The 26062-nt window shown below is 73.6% G+C and carries 20 protein-coding genes, 1 rRNA gene and 1 pseudogene; 17 read left to right on the top strand and 5 right to left on the bottom strand.

What is annotated here, in order from left to right; genetic code table 11:
• The 3 genes and pseudogenes from rrf to ABT084_RS32005 form a co-directional block, all read left to right on the top strand.
• Window positions 1–92 (top strand): 5S ribosomal RNA (gene rrf, locus ABT084_RS31995); the annotation flags it as partial.
• Window positions 93–314: 222 nt separating this feature from the next.
• Window positions 315–950: pseudogene (locus ABT084_RS38085) on the top strand (tetratricopeptide repeat protein); the annotation flags it as partial.
• Between the two features lie 810 nt (window positions 951–1760).
• A complete protein-coding gene (locus tag ABT084_RS32005) occupies window positions 1761–2771 on the top strand; it encodes a tetratricopeptide repeat protein (protein WP_351051550.1) in 1011 nt (336 codons plus the stop codon).
• A gap of 73 nt (window positions 2772–2844) precedes the next feature.
• On the opposite strand, the gene ABT084_RS32010 is transcribed toward ABT084_RS32005, so the two are convergent.
• Entirely contained in the window at window positions 2845–4146 is a 1302-nt protein-coding gene (locus tag ABT084_RS32010; RefSeq protein ID WP_351051467.1) for a DUF1015 family protein, read from the bottom strand.
• Window positions 4147–4230: 84 nt separating this feature from the next.
• On the opposite strand from ABT084_RS32010, the gene ABT084_RS32015 reads away from it, so the two are divergent.
• From ABT084_RS32015 to ABT084_RS32030, 4 genes are all read left to right on the top strand, one after another.
• Window positions 4231–5295, top strand: a complete 1065-nt coding sequence (locus tag ABT084_RS32015) for an HAD hydrolase-like protein (RefSeq protein ID WP_351051470.1) — start codon at window positions 4231–4233, stop codon at window positions 5293–5295.
• Window positions 5296–5381: 86 nt separating this feature from the next.
• Window positions 5382–6428 carry a FecCD family ABC transporter permease gene (locus ABT084_RS32020; RefSeq protein WP_351051473.1) on the top strand — a complete coding sequence of 349 codons (1047 nt, stop codon included), beginning with the start codon at window positions 5382–5384 and terminating at the stop codon, window positions 6426–6428.
• A 104-nt stretch (window positions 6429–6532) separates the two neighbouring features.
• Complete coding sequence (locus tag ABT084_RS32025) at window positions 6533–7612, top strand: FecCD family ABC transporter permease (RefSeq protein WP_351051553.1); 1080 nt, start codon at window positions 6533–6535, stop codon at window positions 7610–7612.
• Window positions 7609–8490 carry an ABC transporter ATP-binding protein gene (locus ABT084_RS32030; protein ID WP_502969241.1) on the top strand — a complete coding sequence of 294 codons (882 nt, stop codon included), beginning with the start codon at window positions 7609–7611 and terminating at the stop codon, window positions 8488–8490. Before ABT084_RS32025 ends, ABT084_RS32030 begins: the two co-directional genes overlap by 4 nt.
• A 22-nt stretch (window positions 8491–8512) precedes the next feature.
• Here the strand turns inward: ABT084_RS32030 and ABT084_RS32035 are convergent, their stop codons facing one another.
• Window positions 8513–8866, bottom strand: a complete 354-nt coding sequence (locus ABT084_RS32035; protein ID WP_351051478.1) for an SCP2 sterol-binding domain-containing protein — start codon at window positions 8864–8866, stop codon at window positions 8513–8515.
• 64 nt (window positions 8867–8930) lie between these two features.
• Between ABT084_RS32035 and ABT084_RS32040 the strand changes: the two genes are divergently transcribed.
• The 7 genes from ABT084_RS32040 (at window position 8931) to ABT084_RS32070 (ending at window position 15706) form a co-directional block, all read left to right on the top strand.
• Window positions 8931–9212 carry a hypothetical protein gene (locus ABT084_RS32040; protein ID WP_351051481.1) on the top strand — a complete coding sequence of 94 codons (282 nt, stop codon included), beginning with the start codon at window positions 8931–8933 and terminating at the stop codon, window positions 9210–9212.
• A gap of 7 nt (window positions 9213–9219) precedes the next feature.
• Window positions 9220–10035 carry a TlyA family RNA methyltransferase gene (locus tag ABT084_RS32045; protein ID WP_351051483.1) on the top strand — a complete coding sequence of 272 codons (816 nt, stop codon included), beginning with the start codon at window positions 9220–9222 and terminating at the stop codon, window positions 10033–10035.
• Window positions 10032–10958: an NAD kinase gene (locus ABT084_RS32050; RefSeq protein ID WP_351051486.1), complete on the top strand. Its 927-nt coding sequence runs from the start codon at window positions 10032–10034 to the stop codon at window positions 10956–10958. Before ABT084_RS32045 ends, ABT084_RS32050 begins: the two co-directional genes overlap by 4 nt.
• A 92-nt stretch (window positions 10959–11050) precedes the next feature.
• Window positions 11051–12817 (top strand): DNA repair protein RecN, encoded by a 1767-nt coding sequence (gene recN / locus ABT084_RS32055; RefSeq protein ID WP_351051489.1) that lies wholly within the window; start codon window positions 11051–11053, stop codon window positions 12815–12817.
• A 126-nt stretch (window positions 12818–12943) separates the two neighbouring features.
• A complete protein-coding gene (locus tag ABT084_RS32060) occupies window positions 12944–13675 on the top strand; it encodes a DUF7873 family protein (protein WP_351051492.1) in 732 nt (243 codons plus the stop codon).
• 574 nt (window positions 13676–14249) lie between these two features.
• Window positions 14250–15353 carry a glycosyltransferase family 4 protein gene (locus tag ABT084_RS32065; RefSeq protein WP_351051494.1) on the top strand — a complete coding sequence of 368 codons (1104 nt, stop codon included), beginning with the start codon at window positions 14250–14252 and terminating at the stop codon, window positions 15351–15353.
• A 50-nt stretch (window positions 15354–15403) separates the two neighbouring features.
• Window positions 15404–15706 carry a putative quinol monooxygenase gene (locus ABT084_RS32070; RefSeq protein ID WP_351051497.1) on the top strand — a complete coding sequence of 101 codons (303 nt, stop codon included), beginning with the start codon at window positions 15404–15406 and terminating at the stop codon, window positions 15704–15706.
• A gap of 106 nt (window positions 15707–15812) precedes the next feature.
• Here ABT084_RS32070 and ABT084_RS32075 read toward each other — a convergent pair whose 3' ends face one another.
• The 3 genes from ABT084_RS32075 to ABT084_RS32085 form a co-directional block, all read right to left on the bottom strand.
• On the bottom strand, window positions 15813–17435 hold the full coding sequence (locus tag ABT084_RS32075; protein ID WP_351051500.1) for a PucR family transcriptional regulator: 1623 nt from the start codon (window positions 17433–17435) through the stop codon (window positions 15813–15815).
• Between the two features lie 36 nt (window positions 17436–17471).
• The gene (locus ABT084_RS32080; RefSeq protein WP_351051502.1) at window positions 17472–18854 is read right to left on the bottom strand and encodes an FAD-binding protein; all 1383 of its coding nucleotides are present in this window, start codon (window positions 18852–18854) and stop codon (window positions 17472–17474) included.
• A 260-nt stretch (window positions 18855–19114) separates the two neighbouring features.
• Entirely contained in the window at window positions 19115–20920 is a 1806-nt protein-coding gene (locus tag ABT084_RS32085; RefSeq protein ID WP_351051504.1) for a glycoside hydrolase family 15 protein, read from the bottom strand.
• Window positions 20921–21363: 443 nt separating this feature from the next.
• Here ABT084_RS32085 and pyrG point away from each other — a divergent pair, with 443 nt between their 5' ends.
• The 3 genes from pyrG (at window position 21364) to ABT084_RS32100 (ending at window position 26059) form a co-directional block, all read left to right on the top strand.
• The gene (gene pyrG / locus ABT084_RS32090) at window positions 21364–22998 is read left to right on the top strand and encodes a CTP synthase (protein WP_351051507.1); all 1635 of its coding nucleotides are present in this window, start codon (window positions 21364–21366) and stop codon (window positions 22996–22998) included.
• A gap of 91 nt (window positions 22999–23089) precedes the next feature.
• Entirely contained in the window at window positions 23090–23716 is a 627-nt protein-coding gene (locus ABT084_RS32095; RefSeq protein WP_351051510.1) for an NUDIX domain-containing protein, read from the top strand.
• 378 nt (window positions 23717–24094) lie between these two features.
• Window positions 24095–26059 (top strand): tetratricopeptide repeat protein, encoded by a 1965-nt coding sequence (locus tag ABT084_RS32100; protein WP_351051513.1) that lies wholly within the window; start codon window positions 24095–24097, stop codon window positions 26057–26059.
• Window positions 26060–26062 lie beyond the last annotated feature (3 nt).

Genomic DNA, 26062 nt, shown 5'->3' on the forward strand with positions numbered 1-26062 from the left:
CGCCCGGTTACATTTCGAACCCGGAAGCTAAGCCTTTCAGCGCCGATGGTACTGCAGGGGGGACCCTGTGGGAGAGTAGGACGCCGCCGAACAATCTTTCAAAGGACCCTTGGTCCAGCGTTCAACGCTGGGCCGAGGGTCCTTTTTTGTTTTATTCGATTTGCGCCGAAGCGCGGCCATGGGTTGGTTGCGCGAGAATGACTAGCGGTACCCCGAAGACAGGAGTCACACCCATGTCCAACTCTCCCGACGATCGTCCGGAGCGCGAGCCTCGTCGTAACGACGGCGGTGACAGGGGCGGCTACCGCGGGGGCCGTGACGACCGCGGTGGTGACCGTGGCGGCGACCGTGGCGGATTCCGCCGCGACGACCGCGGCGGCCGTCCCGCCGGCGGTGGCGCCGGTGGCGGCTTCCGTCGCGATGACCGTGGCGGCCGGCCCACCGGTGGTGGCGACCGTCCCCAGAGCGGCGGCTTCCGCCGTGACGACCGTGGCGGCGACCGCCCGAGCTACCCGCGTCGCGATGACGACCGTGGTGGACGCCCGCAGGGTGGCGGCGGCGGCTTCCGCCGCGATGACCGCGGTGGCGACCGCCCGAGCTACCCGCGTCGCGACGACCGTGGTGGCGACCGTCCCCAGGGCGGTGGCTTCCGTGGTGGCGACCGCCCCAGTTACCCGCGTCGCGATGACGACCGTGGTGGACGCCCGCAGGGTGGCGGCGGCGGCTTCCGCCGTGACGACCGCGGCGGCGACCGCCCCCAGGGTGGCGGCTTCCGTGGTGGCGACCGCCCCAGTTACCCGCGTCGCGACGACGACCGTGGTGGACGCCCGCAGGGTGGCGGCGGCGGCTTCCGCCGTGACGACCGCGGTGGCGACCGTCCGAGCTTCCCGCGTCGTGATGATGACCGTGGTGGGTTCCGTGGCGGTCGTGACGACCGTGGTGGGGACCGTCCGAGCTTCCCGCGTCGTGATGACCGTGGTGGCGACCGCCCCCAGAGCGGTGGCTTCCGCCGTGACGACCGTGGCGGCGACCGTCCCAGCTTCCCCCGTCGCGATGACGACCGTGGTGGACGTCCGCAGGGTGGTGCCGGCGGCTTCCGCCGTGACGACCGCGGTGGCGACCGTCCGAGCTTCCCGCGTCGTGATGACCGTGGTGGCGACCGCCCCCAGAGCGGCGGCTTCCGCCGTGACGACCGTGGCGGCGACCGCCCGAGCTACCCGCGTCGCGATGACGACCGTGGTGGACGTCCCCAGGGTGGCGGCGGCGGCTTCCGCCGTGACGACCGTGGCGGCGACCGCCCGAGCTACCCCCGCCGCGACGACGACCGTGGCAGCCGCCCGAGCTTCCCGCGCCGTGATGACGACCGTGGTGGGTTCCGTGGCGGCCGCGATGACCGTGGTGGGGACCGTCCGAGCTTCCCGCGTCGTGATGACCGTGGCGGCGACCGCCCCCAGAGCGGCGGCTTCCGCGGCCGCGACGACCGTGGTGGCGACCGTCCCAGCTACCCCCGCCGCGACGACGACCGTGGTGGGTTCCGTGGCGGTCGTGACGACCGTGGTGGGGACCGTCCGAGCTTCCCGCGTCGTGATGACCGTGGTGGCGACCGCCCCCAGAGCGGCGGCTTCCGCGGCCGCGACGACCGTGGTGGCGACCGTCCCAGCTACCCCCGCCGCGACGACCGGGGTGACCGCGGCGGCGACCGTGGTGGGTTCCGTGGCGGCCGCGACGACCGCGACAGCGACTACCGCGACCGCGAGCCGATCAAGCGCCTCCCGATCGACGACGACGTCACCGGTCACGAGATCGACCCGGACGTTCGCCAGGAGCTGCTGAGCCTGCCGAAGGGCCTCGCCGAGGAGGTCTCGCGCAACCTGGTCATGGTGGCCCGGCTGATCGACGAGGACCCGGAGCAGGCCTACGCCTACGCCCGCATCGCGCTGCGGCTGGCCTCCCGTGTCGCCGCCGTCCGCGAGGCCGCCGGTTTCGCGGCGTACGCCACGCAGAAGTACAGCGAGGCGCTCGCCGAGTTCCGTGCCGCCAAGCGGATGACCGGTTCGGTCGAGCTGTGGCCCGTCATGGCCGACTGCGAGCGCGGCCTCGGCCGTCCGGAGCGGGCGCTGGCGATGGCCGGCGAGCCCGAGGTGCAGAAGCTGGACAAGGCCGCTCAGGTCGAGATGCGCCTGGTCGCGGCCGGTGCCCGGCGGGACATGGGGCAGCTCGACGCCGCCATCGTGACCCTGCAGAGCCCGGAGCTGGCCTCCGCCACCGTGCAGCCGTGGACCGCGCGCCTGCGGTACGCCTACGCCGACGCCCTGCTGGCCAACGGCCGCGAGGACGAGGCCCGCGAGTGGTTCGCCAAGACGATCGAGTCCGACAAGGACGGTTCGACCGACGCCTCCGACCGGCTCGCCGAGCTGGACGGTGTCGAGTTCGTCGACGCGATGAGCGATGAGGACCGCGAGGCCCTCAGCGACGAGGACCGCCGGGTCCAGGACTCCGACGACTCGGGTGTCGCCGAGTACTACGACGAGGACGACGAGGAGTACGAAGCCTCCGACGCCCGTGCGGACGACGACGAGGACGACGACGCGTACGAGGCGTCCGACGCCCGTGACCTCGATGACGACGAGGACGACGAGGACGAGCTGATCGCTCGCGCCGAGGCGGACGCCGACGTCGACGTCGCGGACGAGATCGTGGTCGGCGACGACGACGAGAGCGACGAAGAGAACGACCGCGCGTTCGAGGACAAGGGCCGCGACAAGGCCTGACCTGCGGCATGACGAAGGGCGGTACCCCCGGTGGGGGTACCGCCCTTCGTCATGTCCGGGGCCGGGCGGCCGGTCAGCCCAGGCTGCGCAGCACCAGTCCGGTGGCCGGCTTCGGGCCGAAGGAGGTCGACTTCCGCGGCATCGTGACGCCCTGGCGGGCCAGCTCCCGGACCACGTCCTCCCGTACCGGGTGGAGCAGTACCGCCGTGCCGCCGCTGCGCTCGGCCATGTCGACGGTGGCCTCGGTGTCGTGGATGTACACGATGTGCTCGGGGGAGTCGGGGACCCGCCACAGGGCGTCCAGCAGGGTCGCGTGCAGCACGGTCGCGTCCAGTCGGCGCCAGGCCTCGGGGCGGTCGTGGCGGACCGTACGGTCGATCAGCGCCGGGTCGGGATCGCTGACCAGGTGGAAGCCGCCGTCGCCGGTCAGCAGGAAGGCGTTGCCCCGGGCGGAGGCCTCGCCGAGCGCGGTCAGCGCGGCGGACAGCGGGCCGTCGACCGGGCGGACCGTGAACGAGCCCTCCAGGGCGGCCAGCGCGTCCGCGACCGGCAGGCGGCGCAACATCCGGTGGATGGCGCGGACCTGGAGCGGGTAGCGGGCGGTGTCCACGAGCAGGACCAGGCCGAAGTCCCACGGGGTGGGGCTCTGGTGCTCCTCCTGGAGGCGCAGGTACGTCGCCCAGCGGTGGTGGCCGTCGGCGATGAGCGCCTGGCGGTGGCCGAGGTCGGCGGTGACCGCGGCCAGCTCGGCGGGGTCGGTGATGGCCCACAGCCGGTGGCAGAAGCCGTCCTCGGTGGTGGTCGACAGCAGCGGGGGGCGCCCGGCGGTGGCCTCGACCACCTCGGCCGCGCCGGGGGATTCCGGCCCGGCCTCGCCGCCGTCGTCGCTGCGGTAGGTCAGCAGCAGCGGTTCGAGGTTGGCGGAGGTCGCGCGCATCAGCCCGGCCCGGTCGGTGACCACGTGGGGCATGACGTCCTCGTGGGGCAGCACGATCCCGGCGTCGGCCGTGGACAGGGCGAGGGCCCCGATGACGCCGCGCTGGAGCATGCCGTCCCTGCGCTGCTCGTACACGTACAGGGCGGGCTCCGGATCGGCGCTGAGGATGCCCTCGGCGAGCCAGTCGTGGAGGGTCCGGGCGGCCTGTTCGTTGCGCGCGTCGGGGGTGTCGGCCTGCGGGAGGATCAGGCGGACGATGTTGTGCGGGTCCGCCGACTCCAGGTGGTGGAGTCCGTCAGGTCGCACGACCACGTCGTACGGGGGCGAGGTGACGGCGGCGAGACTGCCGACGCGCTCCGGGACGTAGCGCAGCCCGTGGAAGGGCATCAGGCGCAGTCCGTCGCGCACTCCGTGTTCCTCGGTACCAGGTGTGGTCATTGGTGCATGGTAAGTCCCGTCTCGCGATGCGGGATGATCAGGGGGAGTGCGGAATTGGCCACATGGGACGAAGGGGCGGTCACGATGACCCGGCAGAGCAGGACCAGGCCCGCGGGCAGCGAGCGCAGTCTGCACCAGGCGTACGACACGGCCCTGCTGGACCTCGACGGGGTGGTGTACGCGGGGGGCGAGGCGATCGCGCACGCCGTGGACTCGCTGCTGGCGGCCCGGGCGGACGGGATGCACCTCGCGTACGTGACGAACAACGCGCTGCGCACGCCCGACGCCGTCGCGGAGCACCTGACCGAGCTGGGCGTCCCCTCCGAGGCGGGTGAGGTGATCACCTCCGCCCAGGCGGTGGCCAGGCTGATCTCCGACCAGGTGCCGGCGGGCTCGAAGGTGCTGGTCATCGGTGGCGAGGGGCTGCGGGTCGCGCTGCGCGAGCGCGGGCTGGAGCCGGTGGAGTCCGCGGACGAGGAGGGCCTGGCCGCGGTGGTCCAGGGCTACGGCGGGCCGGACCTGCCGTGGGGGCGCTTCGCGGAGGCCTCGTTCGCGATCGCGCGCGGGGTGCCGTGGTTCGCGTCGAATACCGACCTGACGATCCCGAGCGCGCGCGGGATCGCGCCGGGCAACGGGGCCGCGGTGGAGGTCGTACGGATCGCCACGGGCGCCGAGCCGCAGGTGGCGGGCAAGCCGCTGCCCCCGATGCACCGGGAGACGATCCTGCGGACCGGGGCCGAGCGGCCGCTGGTGGTCGGGGACCGGCTGGACACCGACATCGAGGGCGCCTTCCACGGCGAGGTGGACTCGCTGCTCGTGCTGACCGGCGTGACGGACGGGGCCCAGCTGCTGCGGGCGGAGCCGAAGTACCGGCCGACGTACGTGGACCGGGACCTGCGGGGTCTGCTGACCGGGCAGCCCGAGGTGGAGGACGCGGAGGAGGGCTTCCGCTGCGGCGCGTGGACCGCGGTCGCGCGGGACGGCGTACTGGAGCTGCGCGCGGCGCAGGAGGGCGGCGGGGAGGGCGGGGACGGCGGGGGCGATCCCCTCGACGGGCTGCGGGCGCTGTGCGCGGCGGCCTGGGCGCACGCCGGGGACGGTTCCTGCACGCTGGACGCGGAGAAGGCGCTGGCCCGGCTGGGTCTGTAGCGGGAGGAGCGTCGAGGGGGGGAAGGGGCTGGTCGGGGCTGGTCGGGGTAGCTCGTGGCAGCGGAGGGTAGGCTAACCTAACTTCCGTGTTGGTCGAGAGTCCCCCCGAACAGAGCGCGGCCGTGCCGGCCGCCCCCCGCCCGCGGCACGCCGCGCGCGCCGCCGGTCTGCTGGCCGCCCTCGGCTTGCTGGCGCTGATCGCGCTGGCGAGCGTCGCGGTGGGCGCCAAGCAGATGCCGCTCGACCAGGTCTGGCACGGCCTGTTCCACTACGCGGGCACCCCCGCCGACGTGGTGGTCAGGGACCTGCGGGTGCCGCGGACCGTGCTCGGCCTGATGGTCGGGCTCGGCCTCGGCCTCTCCGGCGCGGTGATGCAGGCGCTGACCCGCAATCCGCTGGCCGAACCGGGCATCCTCGGCGTCAACGCGGGCGCCGCGGCGGCCGTGGTCTCGGCGATCGGTTTCTTCGGGGCGAACAGCCTGAGCGAGTACGTCTGGTGGGCCTTCCTCGGCGCCGCCGTCGTCTCCGTGGTCGTCTACGTCCTGGGCGGCAGCCGCGGCGCGACCCCGGTGCGGCTCGCCCTCGCGGGTACGGCCGCCAGCGCCGCCCTCGTCGGCTACATCAACGCCGTGCAGCTCATGGACAGCAAGGCGCTGGACAAGCTGCGCTTCTGGACCGTCGGCTCGCTGGCCTCCGCGAACATGGAGACCGTCCGCCAGGTGGCGCCGTTCCTCCTGGTGGGCGCGGTCCTCGCGCTGTGCCTGGGGCGGCCGCTCAACGCCATGGCGATGGGCGACGACACCGCGCGGGCGCTGGGCGCGAACCTGACCCTGACCCGGATCACCGCGATGGCCGCCATCACCCTGCTCTGCGGCGCCGCGACCGCGGCCTGCGGGCCCATCGTCTTCATCGGGCTGATGATCCCGCACCTGGTCCGCTTCTTCACCGGGCCGGACATGCGCTGGGTGCTCGCCTACTCGGCGGTGCTCTCGCCGGTCCTGCTGCTCGGCGCGGACGTCATCGGCCGGGTCATCACCCGGCCGGCGGAGCTCCAGGTCGGCATCGTCACCGCGCTCATCGGCGGACCCGTCTTCATCCACCTCGTCCGGCGCAAGAGGATGGCCCAGCTGTGACCGCGAAGAGCGCGAAGAGCGCGAAGAGTGCGACGAGCGCGAAGAGCGCGAAGAGCGCGAAGAGCGCGAAGAGTGCGACGAGCGCGACGAGCGCGAAGAGTGCGATGAGCACGAAGACCGCGACGAGCGCGAAGGCCGGGCAGGGCGGCGTGCGGTCCCGGGGGCTGCGCACGCCCGGCGGGTTGTCCCTGCGGGTCGAGCCGCGCGCCGTGGCCGTCGGTCTGCTGCTGCTCGCCGCGACGCTCGTCCTGGCCGTCCTGCTCATCGGCACCGGCGACTTCGAGATCGCCCCGCTGGACGTGGTCAAGACCCTGGCCGGCAACGGCGCCCCCGCCCACGACTTCGTCATCAACGACCTGCGGCTGCCGCGCGTGCTCGTCGCCGTCCTCGTCGGCGCGTCCCTCGGGATGGCGGGCGGGATCTTCCAGTCGGTGTCCCGCAATCCGCTCGGCTCCCCGGACCTGCTCGGCTTCGGCTACGGGTCCGCGGTCGGCGCGCTCGTCGTGATCATCCTGTTCAAGGGCAGCGCCGGCGAGGTGGCCGCGGGCGCGGTCATCGGCGGCGTACTGACCGGTGTCGTCGTCTACCTGCTGGCCTACAAGCAGGGCATCCAGGGCTACCGCCTGGTCCTCGTCGGCATCGGCGCCTCCGCGATGCTGGTCGCCGCCGTCCAGTACCTGCTGACGAAGGCCCAGCTGACCGAGGCCACCCGGGCGATGGTCTGGCTGACCGGTTCGCTGGCCGGGCGGGACTGGGCGCAGGTGTGGCCGCTGCTGGCGACCTGCCTGGTGCTCTTCCCGCTGGTGCTCGGGCAGGGCAGGGCGCTGCGGATGATGGAGATGGGCGACGACGCCGCGTACGCGCTGGGCGTACGGGTGGAGCGCACCCGGATCCTGCTGATGTGCGCGGCGATCATCCTGACCACGGCGGCGACCGCGGCCGCGGGCCCCATCAGCTTCGTCGCGCTGGCCGCGCCCCAGCTGGCGCGCCGGCTGACCCGCTCGCCCGGGTCGAACCTGCTGTCCGGCGCGCTCATGGGCGCCGTCCTGCTGCTGCTGTCCGACTGGGCCTCGCAGCGCGTCTTCGGCTCCGATCAGCTGCCGGTGGGCGTGGTGACGGGGCTCGTCGGCGGTGTCTATCTGCTGTGGCTGCTGGTCACGGAACGCAAGGCCGGGCGGATATGAGCGGGACGGCCCGACAGGTGGCCCCTTCGCCGACCGTCCAGAACCCAAGGAGTGAGCGAGTGCAGCGGCTGACCGCGCAGAACGTTACCCTCGGCTACGACCAGCGGGTCATCGCCGAGAACCTGTCGGTGGAGATCCCCGACCAGTCCTTCACGGTGATCGTCGGACCCAACGCCTGCGGCAAGTCCACGCTGCTGCGCGCCCTGTCACGGATGCTCAGGCCGACGGCCGGGCGGGTGCTGCTGGACGGGCACGCGATCGAGTCGATGCCCGCGAAGAAGGTGGCGAAGACGCTGGGTCTGCTGCCGCAGTCCTCGATCGCCCCCGACGGCATCACCGTCGCCGACCTGGTCTCGCGCGGCCGCTACCCGCACCAGGGCCTGCTGCGCCAGTGGTCCGCGGAGGACGAGCGGATCGTCGGGGAGTCGATGGCCTCGACCGGGGTGGCCGAACTCGCCGACCGGGCCGTGGACGAGCTGTCGGGCGGACAGCGCCAGCGCGTGTGGATCGCGATGGCGCTGGCGCAGCAGACCCCCCTGCTGCTGCTGGACGAGCCGACGACGTACCTGGACATCCAGCACCAGATCGATGTGCTGGACCTGTGCGCCGAGCTGCACGAGGAGCGGGGGCGGACGCTGGTCGCGGTGCTGCACGACCTCAACCACGCCGCCCGCTACGCCACGCACCTGATCGCGATGCGCGACGGCGCGGTCGTCGCCGAGGGGGCGCCCGCCGAGGTGGTCACCGCCGAGCTGGTCGAGCGGGTCTTCGGCTTGCGCTGCCAGATCATCGACGACCCGGAGACGGGGACGCCGCTGGTGATCCCGGCCGCGCGCGGGGCCCGTACGAAGGCTCCCGCGTCTCTCTCCGGTCTCTAGAGGGTGCGGCCACGGCGTGCCGCTACAGCGCGCTGCGCAGCCGCAGCAGGTCGCGGAAGCCGGCCTCCAGCCTGACCCGGCCCGACGCCCAGGCCTTCGCGAACCGGAGCTCGCCCGCGACCATCGCGAGGAGGTCGTCGCCGGTCATCGCGAGGCGGATCTCCGCCTTGGCGCGGGGCGGGCCGGGGTGCGGGGAGACCGCGTCCACCCGGATCCGGCCGCCGTCGAGGCGGCCCGTGAACGTCTGGTCCAGATCGGTGATGTGGCAGCTCAGAGAGCGGTCGAGCGCGACGAGGCCGCGCACGTCCCCGTTGGATCCGGCCAGGTTGTCGGAGAGTTTGTCGAGTGCTCCGCGGCACTCTTCGATCGTCGCCATGGTGGTCACGACCGTACCGCAGAGCCGTGCGTGGCGGTGGCGCGCTTCGGGGTAGCGTCGGGGCATGAGCGACGAAGCGCCCGGGGCGGCGGACGGGACCCCGACCGAGGCCGTGCCCGAGCCCGCCGGCCCCGCCCCGCTGGGCGTCGTACGCGCCCCCACCGGCCACGCCCCGGTCGACGCGGGACTCGAACGGCTGGCGGACGCCGACCACCTCCCGGCGGACGAGCACCTCGCGGTGTACGAGGATGTACACCGGGCCCTGCGCGACGAGCTGACCGCGCTCGACGCGCCGGCGCCCGCATCCGTATCCGTATCCGCAACGCCGTACGACCACAGGAGCTGAACCGAACGTGGCAGGAGTGGCACGCCGCCGCCTGGACGCCGAACTGGTGCGCCGCAAGATGGCCCGCTCGCGCGAGCACGCCGCCCAGCTGATCGCCGCGGGCCGGGTCACCGTGGGCGGCGCGACCGCGACCAAGGCCGCCACCCAGGTCGAGACCGCCGCGGCGCTCGTGGTCCGCGAGGACGACAGCGACCCCGACTACGTCTCGCGCGGCGGCCACAAACTGGCCGGCGCGCTGGACGCCTTCCGGCCCCTCGGGCTGGTCGTCGAGGGCCGCAGGGCGCTGGACGCGGGAGCCTCCACCGGCGGGTTCACCGACGTACTGCTGCGCTCCGGCATCGCGCACGTCGTCGCCGTGGACGTCGGCTACGGGCAGCTCGCCTGGTCGCTGCAGAGCGACGACCGGGTCACGGTGAAGGACCGGACCAACGTCCGGGAGCTGACGCTGGAGCAGATCGACGGGATCCCCGCCGACCTGGTCGTGAGCGACCTCTCGTTCATCTCCATCGGCCTGGTGCTGCCCGCGCTGGTGCGCTGCACTGCGCCGGACGCGGACCTCGTGCTCATGGTCAAGCCGCAGTTCGAGGTCGGCAAGGAACGGCTCGGCAGCGGCGGCGTCGTCCGCAGCGCCGAACTGCGGGCGGAGGCCGTGCGCGAGGTCGCGCGGCAGGCGGCGAAGCTGGGGCTGGGCGTGCTGGGCGTCACCGCGAGTCCGCTTCCGGGGCCCTCCGGCAACGTCGAGTATTTTCTGTGGCTGCGGGCGGGGGCACCGGCACTCGACCCGGCGGATGTTGACCGTGCAGTGGCGGAGGGGCCGCAGTGACAGATTCAGCTTCAGCTTCAGGTTCGGCGGCGGTACGCACCGTCTTCCTGCTCGCGCACACCGGCCGCCCCGCGGCCATCCGCAGCGCCGAGCTGGTCGTCCAGGGCCTGCTGCGCTGCGGACTGGGCGTGCGGGTGCTGCGGCACGAGGCGGCGGACCTGCCGCTGCCACCGGAGGTGGAGCTGGTCGACGAGTGCACGCCGGACGTCTTCGACGGCTGTGAGCTGCTGATCGTGCTGGGCGGGGACGGGACGCTGCTGCGCGGCGCCGAGTTCGCGCGCGGCTCCGGGGTGCCGATGCTCGGCGTCAACCTCGGCCGGGTGGGATTCCTCGCGGAGGCCGAGCGTGACGACCTGGACAAGGTGGTCGACCGCGTGGTCACCAAGTCCTACGAGGTCGAGGAGCGGATGACGATCGACGTGGTCGTCCGCACCAACGGCGATGTCGTCCACCAGGACTGGGCGCTCAACGAGGCGGCCGTCCAGAAGGTGTCCCCCGAGCGGATGCTCGAAGTGGTCCTGGAGATCGACGGGCGGCCGGTGACCGGCTTCGGCTGCGACGGGATCGTCTGCGCGACCCCGACCGGCTCGACGGCGTACGCGTTCTCCGCGGGCGGACCGGTGGTCTGGCCGGAGGTCGAGGCCCTGCTGATGGTCCCGATCAGCGCGCACGCGCTGTTCGCGAAGCCGTTGGTCACCTCGCCGGACTCGGTGCTCGCGGTGGAGGTCCAGCCCGGCACCCCGCACGGGGTCCTGTGGTGCGACGGCCGCCGCATGCTGGAGCTGCCCGCCGGGGCCCGCGTGGAGGTCCGCAGGGGCGCCGTCCCCGTCCGGCTCGCCCGGCTGCACCACGCGTCCTTCACGGACCGCCTCGTCGCGAAATTCGCCCTCCCCGTCTCCGGGTGGCGCGGAGCGCCCCACTAGGGGGTGTCCCTTTGCCGCCTCGCGGGGCGCTCTCCTCGCCCGAACGCGGCGGACGCCGCGAGGGCGGCGCATGGCGCGCGGGAAACCTCGGTATGGTCTGGGGCGTGCTTGAGGAGATGCGGATACGGTCGCTCGGAGTCATCGACGACGCGGTGGTCGAGCTGTCGCCCGGTTTCACCGCGGTGACGGGTGAGACCGGCGCGGGCAAGACGATGGTCGTCACGAGTCTCGGGCTGCTGCTCGGTGGCCGCGCCGACCCGGCGCTCGTACGGATCGGGGCCAAGGCCGCGGTCGTCGAGGGCCGGATCGTGCTGCGCCCGGACGCGCCCGCCGCGCTGCGGGCCGAGGAGGCCGGGGCCGAGCTGGACGACGGCGCCCTGCTGATCAGCCGCACGGTGTCCGCGGAGGGCCGCTCCCGCGCCCACGTGGGCGGCCGCTCGGTGCCCGTGGGGCTGCTCGCCGAGCTGGCGGACGACCTGGTCGCCGTCCACGGGCAGACCGACCAGCAGGGCCTCATGCGGCCGGCGCGCCAGCGCCAGGCGCTCGACCGGTACGCCGGGGACGCCGTCACCGTCCCACTGGAGAAGTACGCGGCCGCCCACCGGCGGCTGCGGGCCGTGGCCGGGGAACTGGAGACGATCACCACCCGGGCCCGGGAACGGGCCCAGGAGGCGGACCTGCTGCGCTTCGGCCTCGACGAGATCGCGGCCGTGGAGCCGCTCGCCGGAGAGGACGCCGAGCTGTCGGCGGAGGCCGAGCGGCTCGGCCACGCCGAGTCCCTGGCCTCGGCGGCGCAGGCCGCGCACGCCGCGCTCGCGGGCAATCCGGAGGACCCGGAGGGCGTCGACGCGAACACCCTGGTCGCGGGCGCCCACCGGGCACTGGAGGCCGTACGCGCCCACGACCCGGCGCTCGGCACGCTCGCCGAACGGATCGGGGAGCTGGGCATCCTGCTCACCGACGTGGCGGGCGAGCTCGCCGGTTACGCCGACGGGCTCGACGCCGACCCGCTGCGGCTGGCCGCGGTCGAGGAGCGGCGCGCCGCGCTGACCCAGCTGACCCGCAAGTACGGCCGGGCCGGGGCCTCCGGCGCCACCGTGGACTCCGTCCTGGAGTGGGCCGAGCGGGGCGCCGAGCGGCTCCTGGAACTCGACGGGGACGATGACCGGGTCACGGAACTGACCGCCGAGCGCGATGCGCTGCGCGCCGAACTGTCCGGCCTGGCCCAGGCGTTGACCGACGCGCGGACGGAGGCGGCCGCGCGCTTCGCCTCCGCCGTCACGGCCGAGCTGGCCTCCCTGGCGATGCCGCACGCCCGCGTCAGCATCGACATCCGGCAGACCGAGGACCCCACGGGCGAAGGCGTCGAGGTCGGCGGCCGCGTGGTGACCTACGGGCCCTCGGGCGCCGACGAGGTCGAGCTGCTGCTGGCCCCGCACCCCGGCGCGCAGCCGCGGCCGATCGCCAAGGGCGCCTCCGGCGGTGAACTCTCCCGGGTGATGCTGGCGGTCGAGGTGGTCTTCGCGGGCTCGGACCCGGTGCCGACGTACCTCTTCGACGAGGTCGACGCGGGCGTCGGCGGCAAGGCGGCCGTCGAGGTCGGCCGCCGCCTCGCGAAGCTGGCGAAGAGCGCGCAGGTCGTCGTCGTCACGCACCTCCCGCAGGTCGCGGCCTTCGCCGACCGGCAGCTGCTGGTGGAGAAGACCGTCGACGGGTCCGTCACCCGCAGCGGTGTCACCGTCCTGGAGGGCGAGGACCGGATCCGCGAGCTGTCGCGGATGCTCGCGGGTCAGGAGGACTCCGAGACGGCCCGGGCGCACGCGGAGGAGCTGCTGGCGACGGCGCGCGCGGACGGCTAGGCCGCGGCTAGGCCGTCTCTTCCGGATCTTGCCGGTTGAGCCCGCGTCGTCCGGCCCAGAGCCCCTCCTCCCGGGGCGGCCGTTTAATCGGATGTGCGTGCCGCTCCGGGTTGTTAGGTTCGCCGTGTGCCGAAGCTGAATCAGATCATCGCAGTCGAAAAGGGCGTCAAGTCCAAGGCCCTCCAGGAGCTGACCCAGGCTCACCAGGACGTGCAGAAGCCCGCCCTGCTCGCCGGCATCTCCCGGACCTACCAGCCGAAGGACGAGGAGGGCGAGCAGCTGCCGCCCGAGTCCACGCGGGTGCAGATCAAGGCGGAGGACGCCCTGCGGGCGACCGCCGGGACGCTGACGCGGCTCTTCGACGTGACCGCGACGAAGGACTGGGCGAACCGGTCCGCGGTCGCGGACGTGGTGGTCGACGGCACGGTGCTGTTGCCCCAGGTGCCCGTCCCGTACCTGTTGTTCCTGGAGAAGCAACTCACCGACCTGCACACCTTCGTGCGCAAGCTGCCGGTGCTCGACGCCTCCGAGTCGTGGAACCTGGACCCCTCGACGGACGCGTGGAAGACGGACCCGGTGCGGACCATCCGCACGAAGAAGGTGCCGCGCAACCACGTGAAGGCCGAGGCCACGGAGAAGCACCCGGCGCAGGTCGAGGTGTACTACGAGGACGTCCCGGTCGGTTACTGGACCACGGTGAAGTTCTCCGGCGCGCTGCCCGCCCGGCGGGTCAACGAGCTCCTCGACCGCGTCGAGAAGCTCCAGCAGGCCGTCAAGTTCGCCCGCGAGGAGGCGAACAACACCGAGGTCACCGACCAGCGGGTCGGCGACGCGGTATTCGGCTACCTCTTCCGGTAGCCCCACATTCGCCCCCCGTCGCGAGCGGGGGGTGCGCGATGAGCGCAAGCTGAAACTGATGTTGAAGCTGATGAAGGGGTGTCAGTCGGGGGTTCGAATCCCTCCCCCCGCACCACGTGCGGGGGTGGCCCAAGCCTGGCAGAGGCGGCCCCATGAAACTCAGATTCTCGCTCCAGTCTCAGTATTCGCCGCCGAACACCGGATCGACCGAGCGCGGGCGAACATCGACGGATGGGGGTTCAAGTCCCCCCGGCGCCTCTCTCGTGGCGCTGTAGTTCAAAGGCAGAACACGTCGATCTCAACATGACCCGCGGTTCTTAAACGCCGCCGGTGTGCGCAAATGGGTGGCAAGCTGGAGCCCGGGAGCTGGACATGCTCCCGGGCTCCGTCACGCTCCGGCCCGCGGCCATGGCACGGGACGCACGGGACGCACCCCGTCATCACCTATGTGGGTGATGGTCAGCGGGATGTGACGGGCTCTCGCACGGGATCCGCACCCGTATGGTCCCGGAACGCGCGTGCGGGCTGGCATCCTGGGCGACGTCTCTGACTCCCTCCTCCAGGAGCCCGGCCCGTGAGCAGCTCCGCCGTACCTGTCCCGGCCCAGCCGTACGGGCGACCACCCCTGCGCACCGTCCAAGTCCTCGGCGGCGCCGGCGCGGGCAGCAGCGCGCACGTGCGCTCGCTCGCCACCGGGCTCGCCGCGCGCGGGCTGCGGGTGACGGTGTGCGCGCCCGTCGAAGCCGAGGGGGAGTTCGACTTCACCGGCGCCGGGGCGCAGTTCGCGCCCGACGCCGTGAGCGCCCTGCGGGCCGCCTGCGCCGGGGCCGACGTGGTCCACGCGCACGGGGTGCGGGCGGGGATGCGGGCCGCGCTGGCCCTGCGCGGGCACCGGGTACCGCTCGTGGTGACCTGGCACGGCGGCGGCCCCGGGGCCGGGGGCACCCTCGGACGCCTCGCCCGGCTGATGGAACGCCGGGTGGCGCGGGCGGCCGCGGTGGTCCTGGGAACGTCCTCCGATCAGGTGGACCTGGCGCGCCGGCGCGGGGCCCGGGACGCGCGGCTGGCGCCGGTGACGGTGCCGGGGGCGCGGGCGCGCGGCGACCTGGACAAGGTGCGGGCGGAACTGGGCGTGGTGGAGCGGCCGTTGCTGATCGCGGTGGGCAGCCTGGTGGCGCACCGGGGGTACGGGGTGCTGCTGGACGCGGCGCGCGCGTGGCGGGCGCTGGATCCCGTACCGCTGCTGGTGATCGCGGGGGAGGGGCCGCTGCGGGCCGAGCTGGCGCGGCGGATCGTGGACGAGGACCTTCCGGTACGGCTTCTCGGGCGGCGCTCCGACGCCGCCGAGCTGCTGGCCGCGGCGGACGTGGCGGTCCTGCCGAGCCGCTGGGAGGCGCGCTCGCTGCTGGCTCAGGAGGCCCTGCGGGCCGGGGTGGCGCTGGTGGCCACCGAGGTCGGCGGCGTACCGGAGCTGGTGGGCGAGGCGGCGGTCCTGGTGCCGTACGGGGACGCGGGGGCGCTGGCCGACGGGGTGAGCGCCCTGCTGGCGGACCCCGGTCGGCGGGCCGCGCTGGCCGGGGCGGGCCGGGCCCAGGCCGCGACGTGGCCGTCGGAGGACGACACGGTGGCGCAGGTGCTGTCCGTCTACGACGAGCTGATGGAACGCTGGGGGCGCTGACCGTCACCCCGCGAACAGGCGTTCCCGGCGCCGCGGTTAGGCTTCGCCGCATGTCACAGCCGGTGCAGCTCATCATCCAGATCGCCACCCAGCCGGGCCGCGGGGCCGAGCAGGTCGCCGCGTTCGAGCGGCTCGCGCCGCTGGTGCGCGCGGAGCCGGGGTGCCTGCGGTACGACATGCACGCGGTCAGCGGTGACCCCGACCGCTTCGTCCTCATCGAGCGCTGGGCGTCGGGGGCGGCCCTCGCCGCGCACGACGCGACCCCGCACATGATCGAGGCCGACGCGGCGAGCCCGGCGTTCCGCGCGGGCCCGGCGCAGGTCATCGAGCTGGACGCCGAACCGCTGGCCTGAGCCCCTGGCCCGGGCGCGGCCGGCGGTGGGCCGCTGCCACGCCGGACGGAGTCCGGCGCAGCGAAGCCCGCGAGGCGCCCCCGCGCCGAGCGGGGCGAGCGGCGCGTCAGGAAGAGGCGACGTGTCGGCGGGCCCGCAGCGCCAGGCTCAGGGACAGCACCGTCTCCGGGTCGTCCAGGTCCGTGCCCAGCAGCTCCGAGATACGGGCCAGCCGGTTGTACAGGGTCTGCCGGTTCAGGTGGAGCTCGCGGGCCGTCTCCGCCTTGCGGCCCGCGTGGGCCAGGTACGTCTCCAGGGTGGGCAGGAGCGGTGGCCTGGAGGTCAGGTCGTGGGTGCGCAGCGCCCCGATCGCCCGCTCCACGAACGCGGCCAGGTCCGGCTGTTCCCGCAGCCGCCACAACAGCAGGTCGATGTCCAGGCGCCGCGCGTCGTACCAGGGCCTGGCGGGCAGGCCCTGCGCCGCCGTCGCGGTCTCGGCCGCGTGCCGCAGCCCCGCGGAGGCCGCCGCCCAGCCGCCCGCGACCCCGACGACCACGGCGGGCGGGGCGCCCGCCCGGTCCAGACCGGCCCGCTCCACCCCGGCCCGCAGCGCCACCGCGACCCGGTCGGCGACGGACGTACGCTCCGACTCGGCCCGCAGGGACACCAGCAGCGGCACCCGCCCCTCCACGGGCCGCACGCCCAGCAGTACCGGGACCCCGACCGCCGAGAGCTCCTCCAGTACGGCGCGGGCCAGCACCGCCCAGTTCCCCGACGCGCCGAGGTCGGAGGCGAGCCGCATCACGATCGGCAGCAGCGGCCCGGCGCCCGGCTTGAAGCCCAGGACGCGCGCCTGCGCCGGGGCGTCTTCGGCGCTGATCCGGCCCTCCGCGAGGTCGGTCAGGAAGTCCCCGCGCCCGCGCGCCGCCAGCTCGTCCTCCTGGCGGGCCTGCATCAGGACCACCGCCAGCACCCCCGCGGTCCGCTCCGCCGCCATCCGGTGCACGGGCAGCAGCGGCGCCGTGACCCCGAGCAGGACCACGCGCGCCCGGACCGACCCGGTGCCGGGACCGCCGCCGGGCACGTCGACCACCAGGGCGTTCGCCGAGGGCTCGGCCTCCCGCTGGCCGCGCAGACCCTCCCAGACCTGGAGCGGATCGGCCGCGGCCTCGCCCGCCGCGCTGGCGGCCGCGTACAGCAGCTGTCCGTCGGGGGTCTCCAGGAACACCGGGTTCGCGGTGAAGTCGGCCAGGATGCGCAGCACCTGGGGGATCCCGCCGCCGCCCAGGAGCGCCTGCGTACACCGCCGGTGGACCTCCTCGGCCCGCTGGAGCAGCGCGTAGTGGCCGTTGACGATCTCGGTGTGGACCTCCTCCGTCACCGTCACGAAGGGCACCTCGCGGTGCAGCTGGACCAGCGGCAGCCCGGCGGCGCGGGCCGTCTCCACGATCGTGGCGGGCAGCTTGCTGAAGCGCGGGCCCAGCTCGACGACGAGGGCGGCGATGCCCCGGTCGGCGAGGCGGCGTACGAACGCGCGCTGGTCGCTCGGCCGGGTGCCCAGCCCGAGCCCCGTGGTCAGCAGCAGCTCACCGCCCTTGAGCAGGGAGGCGATGTTGGGCACCTCGCCCGCGTGCACCCAGCGCACGGTCCGGCCGAGCCGGTCCGCGCCCGCCATGACCTCGGGCAGCCCGCTGCGCAATCCCGGCAGCTCCAGTGCCCGCTGAACGGTGATCCCGCCCTGGTTGTCCATATCGCGGGACGCTATCAGGGGTCCGCGGCGCCGTGATCAGGCCGGTTTGATGTTGTGGTTGAAGCGGAAGACGTTGTCGGGGTCGTACTGCCTCTTCACGGCCGCGAGGCGCCGCAGGTTCTCGGCGCCGAGCCCGGCGGCGACCCGCTCGGGGCCCTCGTCGCCGGTGAAGTTGAGGTACACGGCGCCCGTGCTCCACGGCTCGACGTCCGCCCGTACGTCCTTGACCCACTGCCGGCAGCGGTCGTCGTCGGCCGGGTCCTCCCAGACGGCGAAGGGGTGCACCGCCCAGAGCGCGTCCCGGTACGGCACGGGGTACTCCGTCGGGCCGTCGGCGATCGCCCCGCCCAGCGGGAACAGCACGTGCTGGGTGGGAGTGGGCACCGGCATCGAGGCGGCGCGGGCGCAGAAGGCGTCGAGCAGCTCGTCCGGGGCCCCGGTCAGATACTCCGCGGACCAGTAGTTGCGCAGGCCCGGCGGGTCGTCGAGCATGCACTGGAAGTCGGCGTACTCCATGGCCGTGACCAGCTCCGCCACGTGCGGGATCGACAGCAGGGGCTGGGCCACCTTGCGCATCTCCTCCTCGGTGCCGGCGTACGTCACCAGCGCGCCGCTCAGCAGGGTGCCGACCAGCTCGGGCGGTACGAAGGGGGCGGGCGGCCCGGTCATGTAGATCAGCCCGCCACCGGCCTCGGGCGGAGCCGCCTCCATCACGTCGCGGTAGACGCGGGTCATCTCCGGGCCGGACTCCGGCGGGTACAGCAGCAGGGCGATCGCGAACGCGGGCAGCGGGTGGGCGCGCAGGGTCAGGGCGGTGGCGACGCCGAAGTTCCCGCCGCCGCCGTGCAGGGCCCAGAACAGCTCCGGGTTGTCCTGGGCGGTCGCCGTCAGGGTCTCGCCCTCGGCGGTCACCAGGTCCACGCCGATGAGGTTGTCCGCGCACAGGCCGAAGGCGCGGTCCAGCCAGCCGGAGCCACCGCCGAGGACGAGGCCGCCGACGCCGGTGGTGGAGACACGGCCACCGGTGGTGGCCAGGGCGTGCGGGGCGCACGCCCGGTCGAGGTCGCTCATCACGGCGCCGCCGCCGACCCGGACGGCCTTGGCGGCGGGATGGACGGTCACCTCGTTCATCCGGCGCAGGTCGACGACGAGCGCGCCGTCGCCGAGGGCGTTGCCCGCGACGCTGTGGCCGCCGCCGCGGACGGCGACGTGCAGGTCCAGTTCGCGGGCGAAGCGGACCGCGGTGACGACGTCGGCCTCGCTCTCGCACTGTGCGATGGCTGCGGGGCGGCGGTCGATCATGCCGTTGAACACGGTGCGGGCGTCGTCGTAACCCGGGTCCCCCGGGGCGAAGACCTCACCGGACAGATCCTCGCGGAGCACGGCGAGAGCCGTGCCCGCCTTCGAGAGGGGAGCCATGGCCGCCCCCTTCCACGGAGGGGCACCGGACCCTCCCAGCGTAGGTTCCCCCACCCCCGCCCGCGCCCCGAACCCCCGGCCTCCGGCGACCACCCCCGGCCCCGCCGGCGCTCGAGGCGCGCGCGCCGCCGATCCGGCCCCGGGCCGGCCACATGCAGCCTCGCCGGCGTTCGAGGCGCGGGGTCCGGGGCGGAGCCCAGGGCCTGTCGGCGAGGCACCGTTCGCCTCCGGCGGCGCCTCAAACGCCGGCGAGGCTGAAATCAGCCTCCGTACGCTCCGCTCGCCGTCAGGCGGAGGGCGGTGTCGATCAGGGGGACGTGGCTGAAGGCCTGGGGGAAGTTGCCCACCTGGCGCTGGAGCTTCGGGTCCCATTCCTCCGCCAGCAGACCGAGGTCGTTGCGCAGCGACAGGAGCTTCTCGAAGAGGCGACGGGCCTCGTCCACGCGGCCGATCATCGCCAGGTCGTCGGCCATCCAGAACGAACACGCCAGGAACGCGCCCTCGTCCCCCTCCAGGCCGTCCACGCCCGCCTCCTCACCGGCCGTCGGGTAGCGCAGGATGAAGCCGTCCGGGGTGGACAGCTCGCGCTGGATCGCCTCGATCGTCCCGATGACCCGCTTGTCGTCCGGTGGCAGGAAGCCCATCTGCGGGATGAGCAGCAGGGAGGCGTCCAGCTCCTTCGACCCGTACGACTGGGTGAAGGTGTTGCGCTCCTTGTCGTAGCCCTTCTCGCACACGTCCTGGTGGATCTCGTCGCGCAGCTCGCGCCACCGCTCCAGCGGCCCGTCCGCGTCGCCGCTCTCGATCAGCTTGATCGTGCGGTCGACGGCCACCCACGCCATCACCTTCGAGTGCACGAAGTGGCGGCGCGGGCCGCGCACCTCCCAGATGCCCTCGTCCGGCTCGTTCCAGTGGGTTTCCAGGTAGCGGATCAGTTTGAGCTGGAGCAGCGATGCGTAGTCGTTGCGCGCCAGCCCGGTCATGTGGCCCAGGTGCAGGGCCTCGGTGACCTCGCCGTACACGTCGAGCTGGAGCTGGTGGGCCGCGCCGTTGCCGACGCGCACGGGCGTGGAGTTCTCGTACCCCGGCAGCCAGTCCAGCTCGGTCTCGCCGAGCTCCCGCTCGCCCGCGATCCCGTACATGATCTGCAGGTTCTCCGGGTCGCCCGCCACCGCCCGCAGCAGCCACTCGCGCCAGGCGGCGGCTTCCGCGCGGTAGCCGGTGCGCAGCAGCGAGGAGAGGGTGATCGCGGCGTCGCGCAGCCAGGTGTAGCGGTAGTCCCAGTTCCGGACGCCGCCGATCTCCTCCGGCAGGGAGGTGGTCGGCGCGGCCACGATGCCGCCCGTGGGCCCGTAGGTCAGCGCCTTGAGGGTGATCAGGGAGCGGATGACGGCCTCCCGGTAGGGGCCGTGGTACGTGCACTGCTCGACCCACTCGCGCCAGAACCCGGTGGTGGCCTCCAGCGCGGACTCGGCGTCGGGCGCCTCCGGGGGCTCCTTGTGCGAGGGCTGCCAGCTGATGCAGAAGGCGATCCGCTCGCCGGGGGCCACGGTGAAGTCGGAGTACGTGGTGAGGTCCTTGCCGTACGTCTCCGCGTCCGTGTCCAGCCAGACCGAGTCCGGGCCGGCGACGGCGACCGTACGGGCGTCCACCTTGTGCACCCACGGCACCACGCGGCCGTAGCTGAAGCGCATCCGCAGCGCGGAACGCATCGGCACCCGGCCGCTGACGCCCTCGACGATCCGGACCAGCTGCGGGGCGTGGTCCTCGCGCGGCGGCATGAAGTCGGTCACGCGGACCGTGCCGCGCGGGGTGTCCCACTCCGACTCCAGGACCAGCGAGTCGCCGTCGTAGCGGCGCCGGTCGGCCCGGGGCGCCGCGGTGCCCGGCGCGAAGGCCGGGCCGATGCGCCAGAAGCCGTGGTCCTCGGTCCCCAGGAGAGCCGCGAAGACGGCATGGGAATCGAAACGTGGCAGACACAACCAGTCCACCGAGCCGTCCCGGCAGACCAGTGCGGCGGTCTGCATGTCCCCGATCAGTGCGTAATCCTCGATGCGCCCGGACACGTTGGATCTCCAGTCGAACGGCCACGTCCGCCCCGAAGGGCGCTTGCGTTGTGCGATTCCCGCGATTCCCGCTGAGTGATATCCGAGCAGGATATGACGGCACCCTAGTGATCTCCTTAAGTCTTGGAAGAATATGCCTGAGCCAAACGGGTGACGGGTGTTGGTGGTGCCAATGGGCACAGGGGTGGTCACGGGGAGTGTGCGGCGGGCCCGTCCGGAGCACGGTGCGCGCGTGGCCGGAGGCGGACTGTCCGGGTCGCTGATAGGCTGGTACCCCGTGGACCGGTGGTCTGCCTGTGCGAATCAGGAACCCCGAAACCGCAGCTTCGACGCCCCCGGATACTCCTTCACGGACCCGGGGAAGGTGTCGGACTCACTCACCTCGCGACCACGGGAGCCCCCTCTTGGCGACGCCGCCCGCTGCTTTTCGAAACAGCACAGCCATGACGACCAAGCACATCTTCGTCACCGGGGGTGTCGCTTCGTCCCTCGGCAAGGGTCTGACGGCCTCCAGCCTGGGTGCGCTGCTGAAGGCGCGGGGCCTGCGGGTCACGATGCAGAAGCTCGACCCCTACCTCAACGTCGACCCCGGCACGATGAACCCGTTCCAGCACGGTGAGGTGTTCGTCACCAACGACGGCGCCGAGACCGACCTGGACATCGGCCACTACGAGCGCTTCCTCGACGTCGACCTCGACGGCTCGGCCAACGTCACCACCGGCCAGGTCTACTCGCAGGTCATCGCCAAGGAGCGGCGCGGCGAGTACCTCGGCGACACCGTGCAGGTCATCCCGCACATCACCAACGAGATCAAGCACCGCATCCGGCGGATGGCGACCGACGACGTCGACGTCGTCATCACCGAGGTCGGCGGCACGGTCGGCGACATCGAGTCGCTGCCGTTCCTGGAGACCGTCCGTCAGGTCCGCCACGAGGTCGGCCGCGACAACGTCTTCGTCGTGCACATCTCGCTGCTGCCCTACATCGGTCCCTCGGGCGAGCTGAAGACCAAGCCGACCCAGCACTCGGTCGCGGCCCTGCGCAACATCGGCATCCAGCCCGACGCGATCGTGCTGCGCGCCGACCGCGAGGTCCCGACCTCCATCAAGCGCAAGATCTCGCTGATGTGCGACGTCGACGAGGCCGCGGTGGTCGCCGCGATCGACGCCAAGTCGATCTACGACATCCCGAAGGTCCTGCACACCGAGGGCCTGGACGCCTACGTCGTGCGCAAGCTCGACCTGCCGTTCCGCGACGTGGACTGGAGGGTCTGGGAGGACCTGCTGGACCGGGTCCACAACCCCGACCACGAGGTCAAGGTCGCGCTCGTCGGCAAGTACATCGACCTGCCCGACGCCTACCTGTCGGTGACCGAGGCGCTGCGCGCCGGCGGCTTCGCCAACAAGGCCCGGGTCCAGATCAAGTGGGTCACCTCCGACGACTGCAAGACCCCGGCGGGTGCCGCCGCGGTGCTCGGCGACGTCGACGCGATCTGCGTGCCCGGCGGCTTCGGCGACCGCGGCGTCAACGGCAAGGTCGGCGCGATCACCTTCGCCCGCGAGAACAAGGTCCCGCTGCTCGGCCTGTGCCTGGGTCTGCAGTGCGTGGTCATCGAGGCCGCGCGCAACCTGGCCGGCATCGAGGACGCGAACTCCACCGAGTTCGACGCCTCGACCCCGAACCCGGTGATCTCCACGATGGAGGAGCAGCTGGCCTTCGTCGAGGGCGCGGGCGACCTGGGCGGCACCATGCGCCTGGGCATGTACCCGGCGAAGCTCGCCGAGGGCTCGATCGTGCGCGAGGTCTACGATGACCTGCCGTACGTCGAGGAGCGCCACCGTCACCGCTACGAGGTGAACAACGCCTACCGCGGCGAGCTGGAGAAGAAGGCGGGCCTCGTCTTCTCGGGCACCTCCCCGGACAACAAGCTCGTCGAGTACGTCGAGTACCCGCGCGAGGTGCACCCCTACCTGGTGGCCACCCAGGCCCACCCGGAGCTGCGCTCGCGTCCGACCCGCCCGCACCCGCTCTTCGCGGGACTGGTCAAGGCCGCCGTGGCGCGCCAGCAGGGCAAGTAAGCGCGAGGTCGACCGCCTGACGGTCGATAACGTAGGCAGCCGGGGTACGGGATCGTGCCCCGGCTGTCGCGTTTCCCGGGAGGGTATGGCCATGGGCATCACGGACACGGCGGAGTCGTGGGAGGTCGTCGCCGCGCGCACCCCGTTCGAGGGCGCGAAGACGGCGGTCCGGTCGGACCAGGTCCGGATGCCGGACGGGGCCGTCGTGCGGCGCGACTACCAGGTGCACCCGGGGTCGGTGTGCGTGCTGGCGCTGGACGAGGAGGAGCGGGTGCTGGTGCTGCGCCAGTACCGGCATCCGGTGCGGCACCGGCTGTGGGAGCTGCCGGCCGGGCTGCTGGACGTGCCGGGGGAGAACCCGCTGCACGCGGCGCAGCGGGAGCTGTACGAGGAGGCGTACGTCAAGGCGGAGTCGTGGTGGGTGCTGGCCGACTTCTTCGCCTCGCCGGGGGGATCGGACGAGGCGATCCGGATCTTCCTGGCGCGGGATCTCGCGGAGGCGGAGGGGGAGCGGTACGCCGTCTCGGAGGAGGAGGCGGACATGGAGCTGGAGCGGGTGCCGGTGGGGGAGCTGGTGCGGGGGGTGTTGGCGGGGGAGCTTTCCAACCCCGGGCTGGTGACGGGGGTGCTGGCGCTGGCCGCCGCGCTGGCGGGGGGTGGCGTGGAGTCCCTGCGGCCCGCCGATGCCCCTTGGCCGGCCCGGCCGTACGCGCCGTAAGGCGGCCCGCCGCTGCCGCTGCCGCTGCCGCTGCCGCAGCCCGTGGCCGGGGCTGCCGTGGGCCGGGCGCTGCCTCGTGGTGCCTCCGGCGGCGCCTCAATCGCCGGCGGGGCTGGATGTGCGTGCCGCATCGCTGCCTTTCAGCCTCGCCGGCGTGTGAGGCGCCGCCGGAGGCCGCACCGGGGCTCGGCTCGGCCGCTCGGCTCGAGGGCAGCTCAGCCTCGCCGGCGATTGAGGCGCCGCCGGAGGCGTTCCCCGGGAGGGTGGTGTGACCATCCGCTGATCCGATTGGGGGATTTGTCCGCCGCGCTCGCCACGGATCGTCGCTCTGCGTGAACTACTCTCGGGATCCCCGAGCGCAGGGAGAGGAGCGGATCCGTGACGGATTTCGTCGGGCGGAGGCGCGAGCTCAAGGAGCTGCGCGAGGACATCGCCCGGACCGGGCTCGACACCCTCTCCGGCCGCAAGGCCAAGGCGCCCCGCGCGCGGGTGCTGCTCGTCGCCGGGCGCCCCGGATCGGGGCGGACCGCGCTCGCCGAGGCCTGTGTGCGCGAGGTGGCGGACGAGTACCCCGACGGGGTGCTCCGGACCCGCCTCACCGCCCCCGGCGGCGAGCCCGTCGCCACCGAACGGGTCGTCAGGGGTCTGCTGGAGGCGCTCGGCCAAGCCACCCCGCCCGGCGCCGCCGAGGACGAGCTGAGTTCCGCCCTGCGCGAGGCACTCGCCGGCCGCCGGGCCATCCTCCTCGTCGACGACGCCGCCGACCCGCACCAGGTCGACGCCCTGCTGCCGGACACCCCCGAGTGCCTGGTCGTGGTGACCGCCGAGGGCCCCCTCACGGGGATCCCGGACGTCCGCCCCTGCACCCTGGGCCCGCTCGACACCCCTTCCGCCGTCGAACTGCTCGCCCAGCGCATGGGCGCCACCCGCGTCACCGCCGACCCCCGCGCCGCCGAGGCGCTCGCCGAGGCCTGCGGGGGCCAGCCCGCCGCGCTGGCCCTGGCCGGGGGCTACCTCGCCGCCCACCCCAAGGCCGCCGTCGCGGACGTGGCCAAGCAGCTCCACGACATGCCCGCCCAGGCCGCCGGACCGCTGGCCCGCGCCTTCCGGCTGGTCTACGAATCCCTCCCGCAGCCCGCCCAGCGCAGCCTGCGGCTGCTCCCGCTCGTCCCGGCCGGCGTGGTCGACTCGCACACCGCCTCCGCCCTGGCCGGCTGCTCCGTCGCCGCGGCCCAGTCCACGCTGGAGGACTTCGCCGGGCTGGCGCTGCTGCGCCCGGCGGCCGACGGCCAGTACCTGGTGCCCGGCTGCCTGGCCCCGCTGCTCCAGGCCCTCCTGGAGGCCAAGGAACGTACGGCCGAGGTGCAGCTGGCCCGGGCCCGGATGCTGGAGCGCACGGTCCGGCTGCTGCACTCCTGCCGGGCCATGACCGAGGAGGACGAGGACGTCGTGCGCGAGCAGCTCGACGGCCTCCCGCGCACCCTGCGCTTCCCGGACCGCAGGGCCGCCGCCCGCTGGCTGGACGGCCGGCTGCCCGTGCTGTCCGCCGCGGCCGCGCTGGCGGTCGCGGACGGCGAGCTGGACACCCTGGCCCGCCGCCTGGTCGCCGGGCTCGTCCGGGCGCTGGCCGACCACCGCGGTACCGCGGCGGCCGCCCCCGAGCTGTACGGGCTGCACCGCCTCGTGCTGGACGTCGCCGAGCGCCGCGGGCTCCACCGCGAGCAGGCCGCGGCCCTGCTGAACCTCGCCGACCTGGACGCCGAAACCGGACGTACGCAGGAGGCCCTGGAGCGCTACCGGGCCGCGCTGGACGCGGGACGGGCGGCGAATGACCCGTACGCGACCGGCCGCGCGATGGAATCCGTAGGCGGCGCGTACCAGGAGCTGGGGGACTGGCACCGGGCCGCCGACTGGTTCGGTCGAGCGCTGTCCCAGGCCCTCGCGAGGGGGGAGCGAGCGGACGAGGCGAGGCTGTACGGGCGGCTCGGCAACGTGCACACCTACGCGGGCCGCTACGGGGACGCGCTGCGCAGCTGGCGGGCGGCCTCGGCGGGCTACCGCAAGCTGGCCGATGTACCGGGCCAGGCAAAGGCGTTGAGCGAGATGGCACGGGTGCGCGAATACGCCGGGCGGCCGGAGGAATCGCTGCACACCTGCCGCGAGGCGGTGGAGCTGGCGCGCAAGGCCGGTGACCTGCGTCTGCAGGCCGCGCTGCAGGTGCGCCTGGCCGACACGCTGGACCGGCTCGGCGACCCCGCGGCCGCCAGGCTGCACCGGGCCGCGGCCGACAGATTGCTGGGAGATGACCCCGCAGCCTGCGAAATCCGTAGTGCTTCCGACTGAAGT

This window comes from Streptomyces sp. NPDC002138 (assembly GCF_040296485.1).
Taxonomy (GTDB): Bacteria; Actinomycetota; Actinomycetes; order Streptomycetales; family Streptomycetaceae; genus Streptomyces.

Excerpts from the sequence above, each read along its gene's own strand:
- ABT084_RS32010 (WP_351051467.1), bottom strand. The coding sequence starts at position 4,146 with ATGACCACACCTGGTACCGAGGAACACGGAGTGCGCGACGGACTGCGC.
- ABT084_RS32015 (WP_351051470.1), top strand. The coding sequence starts at position 4,231 with ATGACCCGGCAGAGCAGGACCAGGCCCGCGGGCAGCGAGCGCAGTCTG.
- ABT084_RS32025 (WP_351051553.1), top strand. The coding sequence starts at position 6,533 with ATGAGCACGAAGACCGCGACGAGCGCGAAGGCCGGGCAGGGCGGCGTG.
- ABT084_RS32030 (WP_502969241.1), top strand. The coding sequence starts at position 7,609 with ATGAGCGGGACGGCCCGACAGGTGGCCCCTTCGCCGACCGTCCAGAAC.
- ABT084_RS32035 (WP_351051478.1), bottom strand. The coding sequence starts at position 8,866 with ATGGCGACGATCGAAGAGTGCCGCGGAGCACTCGACAAACTCTCCGAC.
- ABT084_RS32040 (WP_351051481.1), top strand. The coding sequence starts at position 8,931 with ATGAGCGACGAAGCGCCCGGGGCGGCGGACGGGACCCCGACCGAGGCC.
- recN (WP_351051489.1), top strand. The coding sequence starts at position 11,051 with ATGGTCTGGGGCGTGCTTGAGGAGATGCGGATACGGTCGCTCGGAGTC.
- ABT084_RS32070 (WP_351051497.1), top strand. The coding sequence starts at position 15,404 with ATGTCACAGCCGGTGCAGCTCATCATCCAGATCGCCACCCAGCCGGGC.
- ABT084_RS32075 (WP_351051500.1), bottom strand. The coding sequence starts at position 17,435 with ATGGACAACCAGGGCGGGATCACCGTTCAGCGGGCACTGGAGCTGCCG.
- ABT084_RS32080 (WP_351051502.1), bottom strand. The coding sequence starts at position 18,854 with ATGGCTCCCCTCTCGAAGGCGGGCACGGCTCTCGCCGTGCTCCGCGAG.
- pyrG (WP_351051507.1), top strand. The coding sequence starts at position 21,364 with ATGACGACCAAGCACATCTTCGTCACCGGGGGTGTCGCTTCGTCCCTC.
- ABT084_RS32095 (WP_351051510.1), top strand. The coding sequence starts at position 23,090 with ATGGGCATCACGGACACGGCGGAGTCGTGGGAGGTCGTCGCCGCGCGC.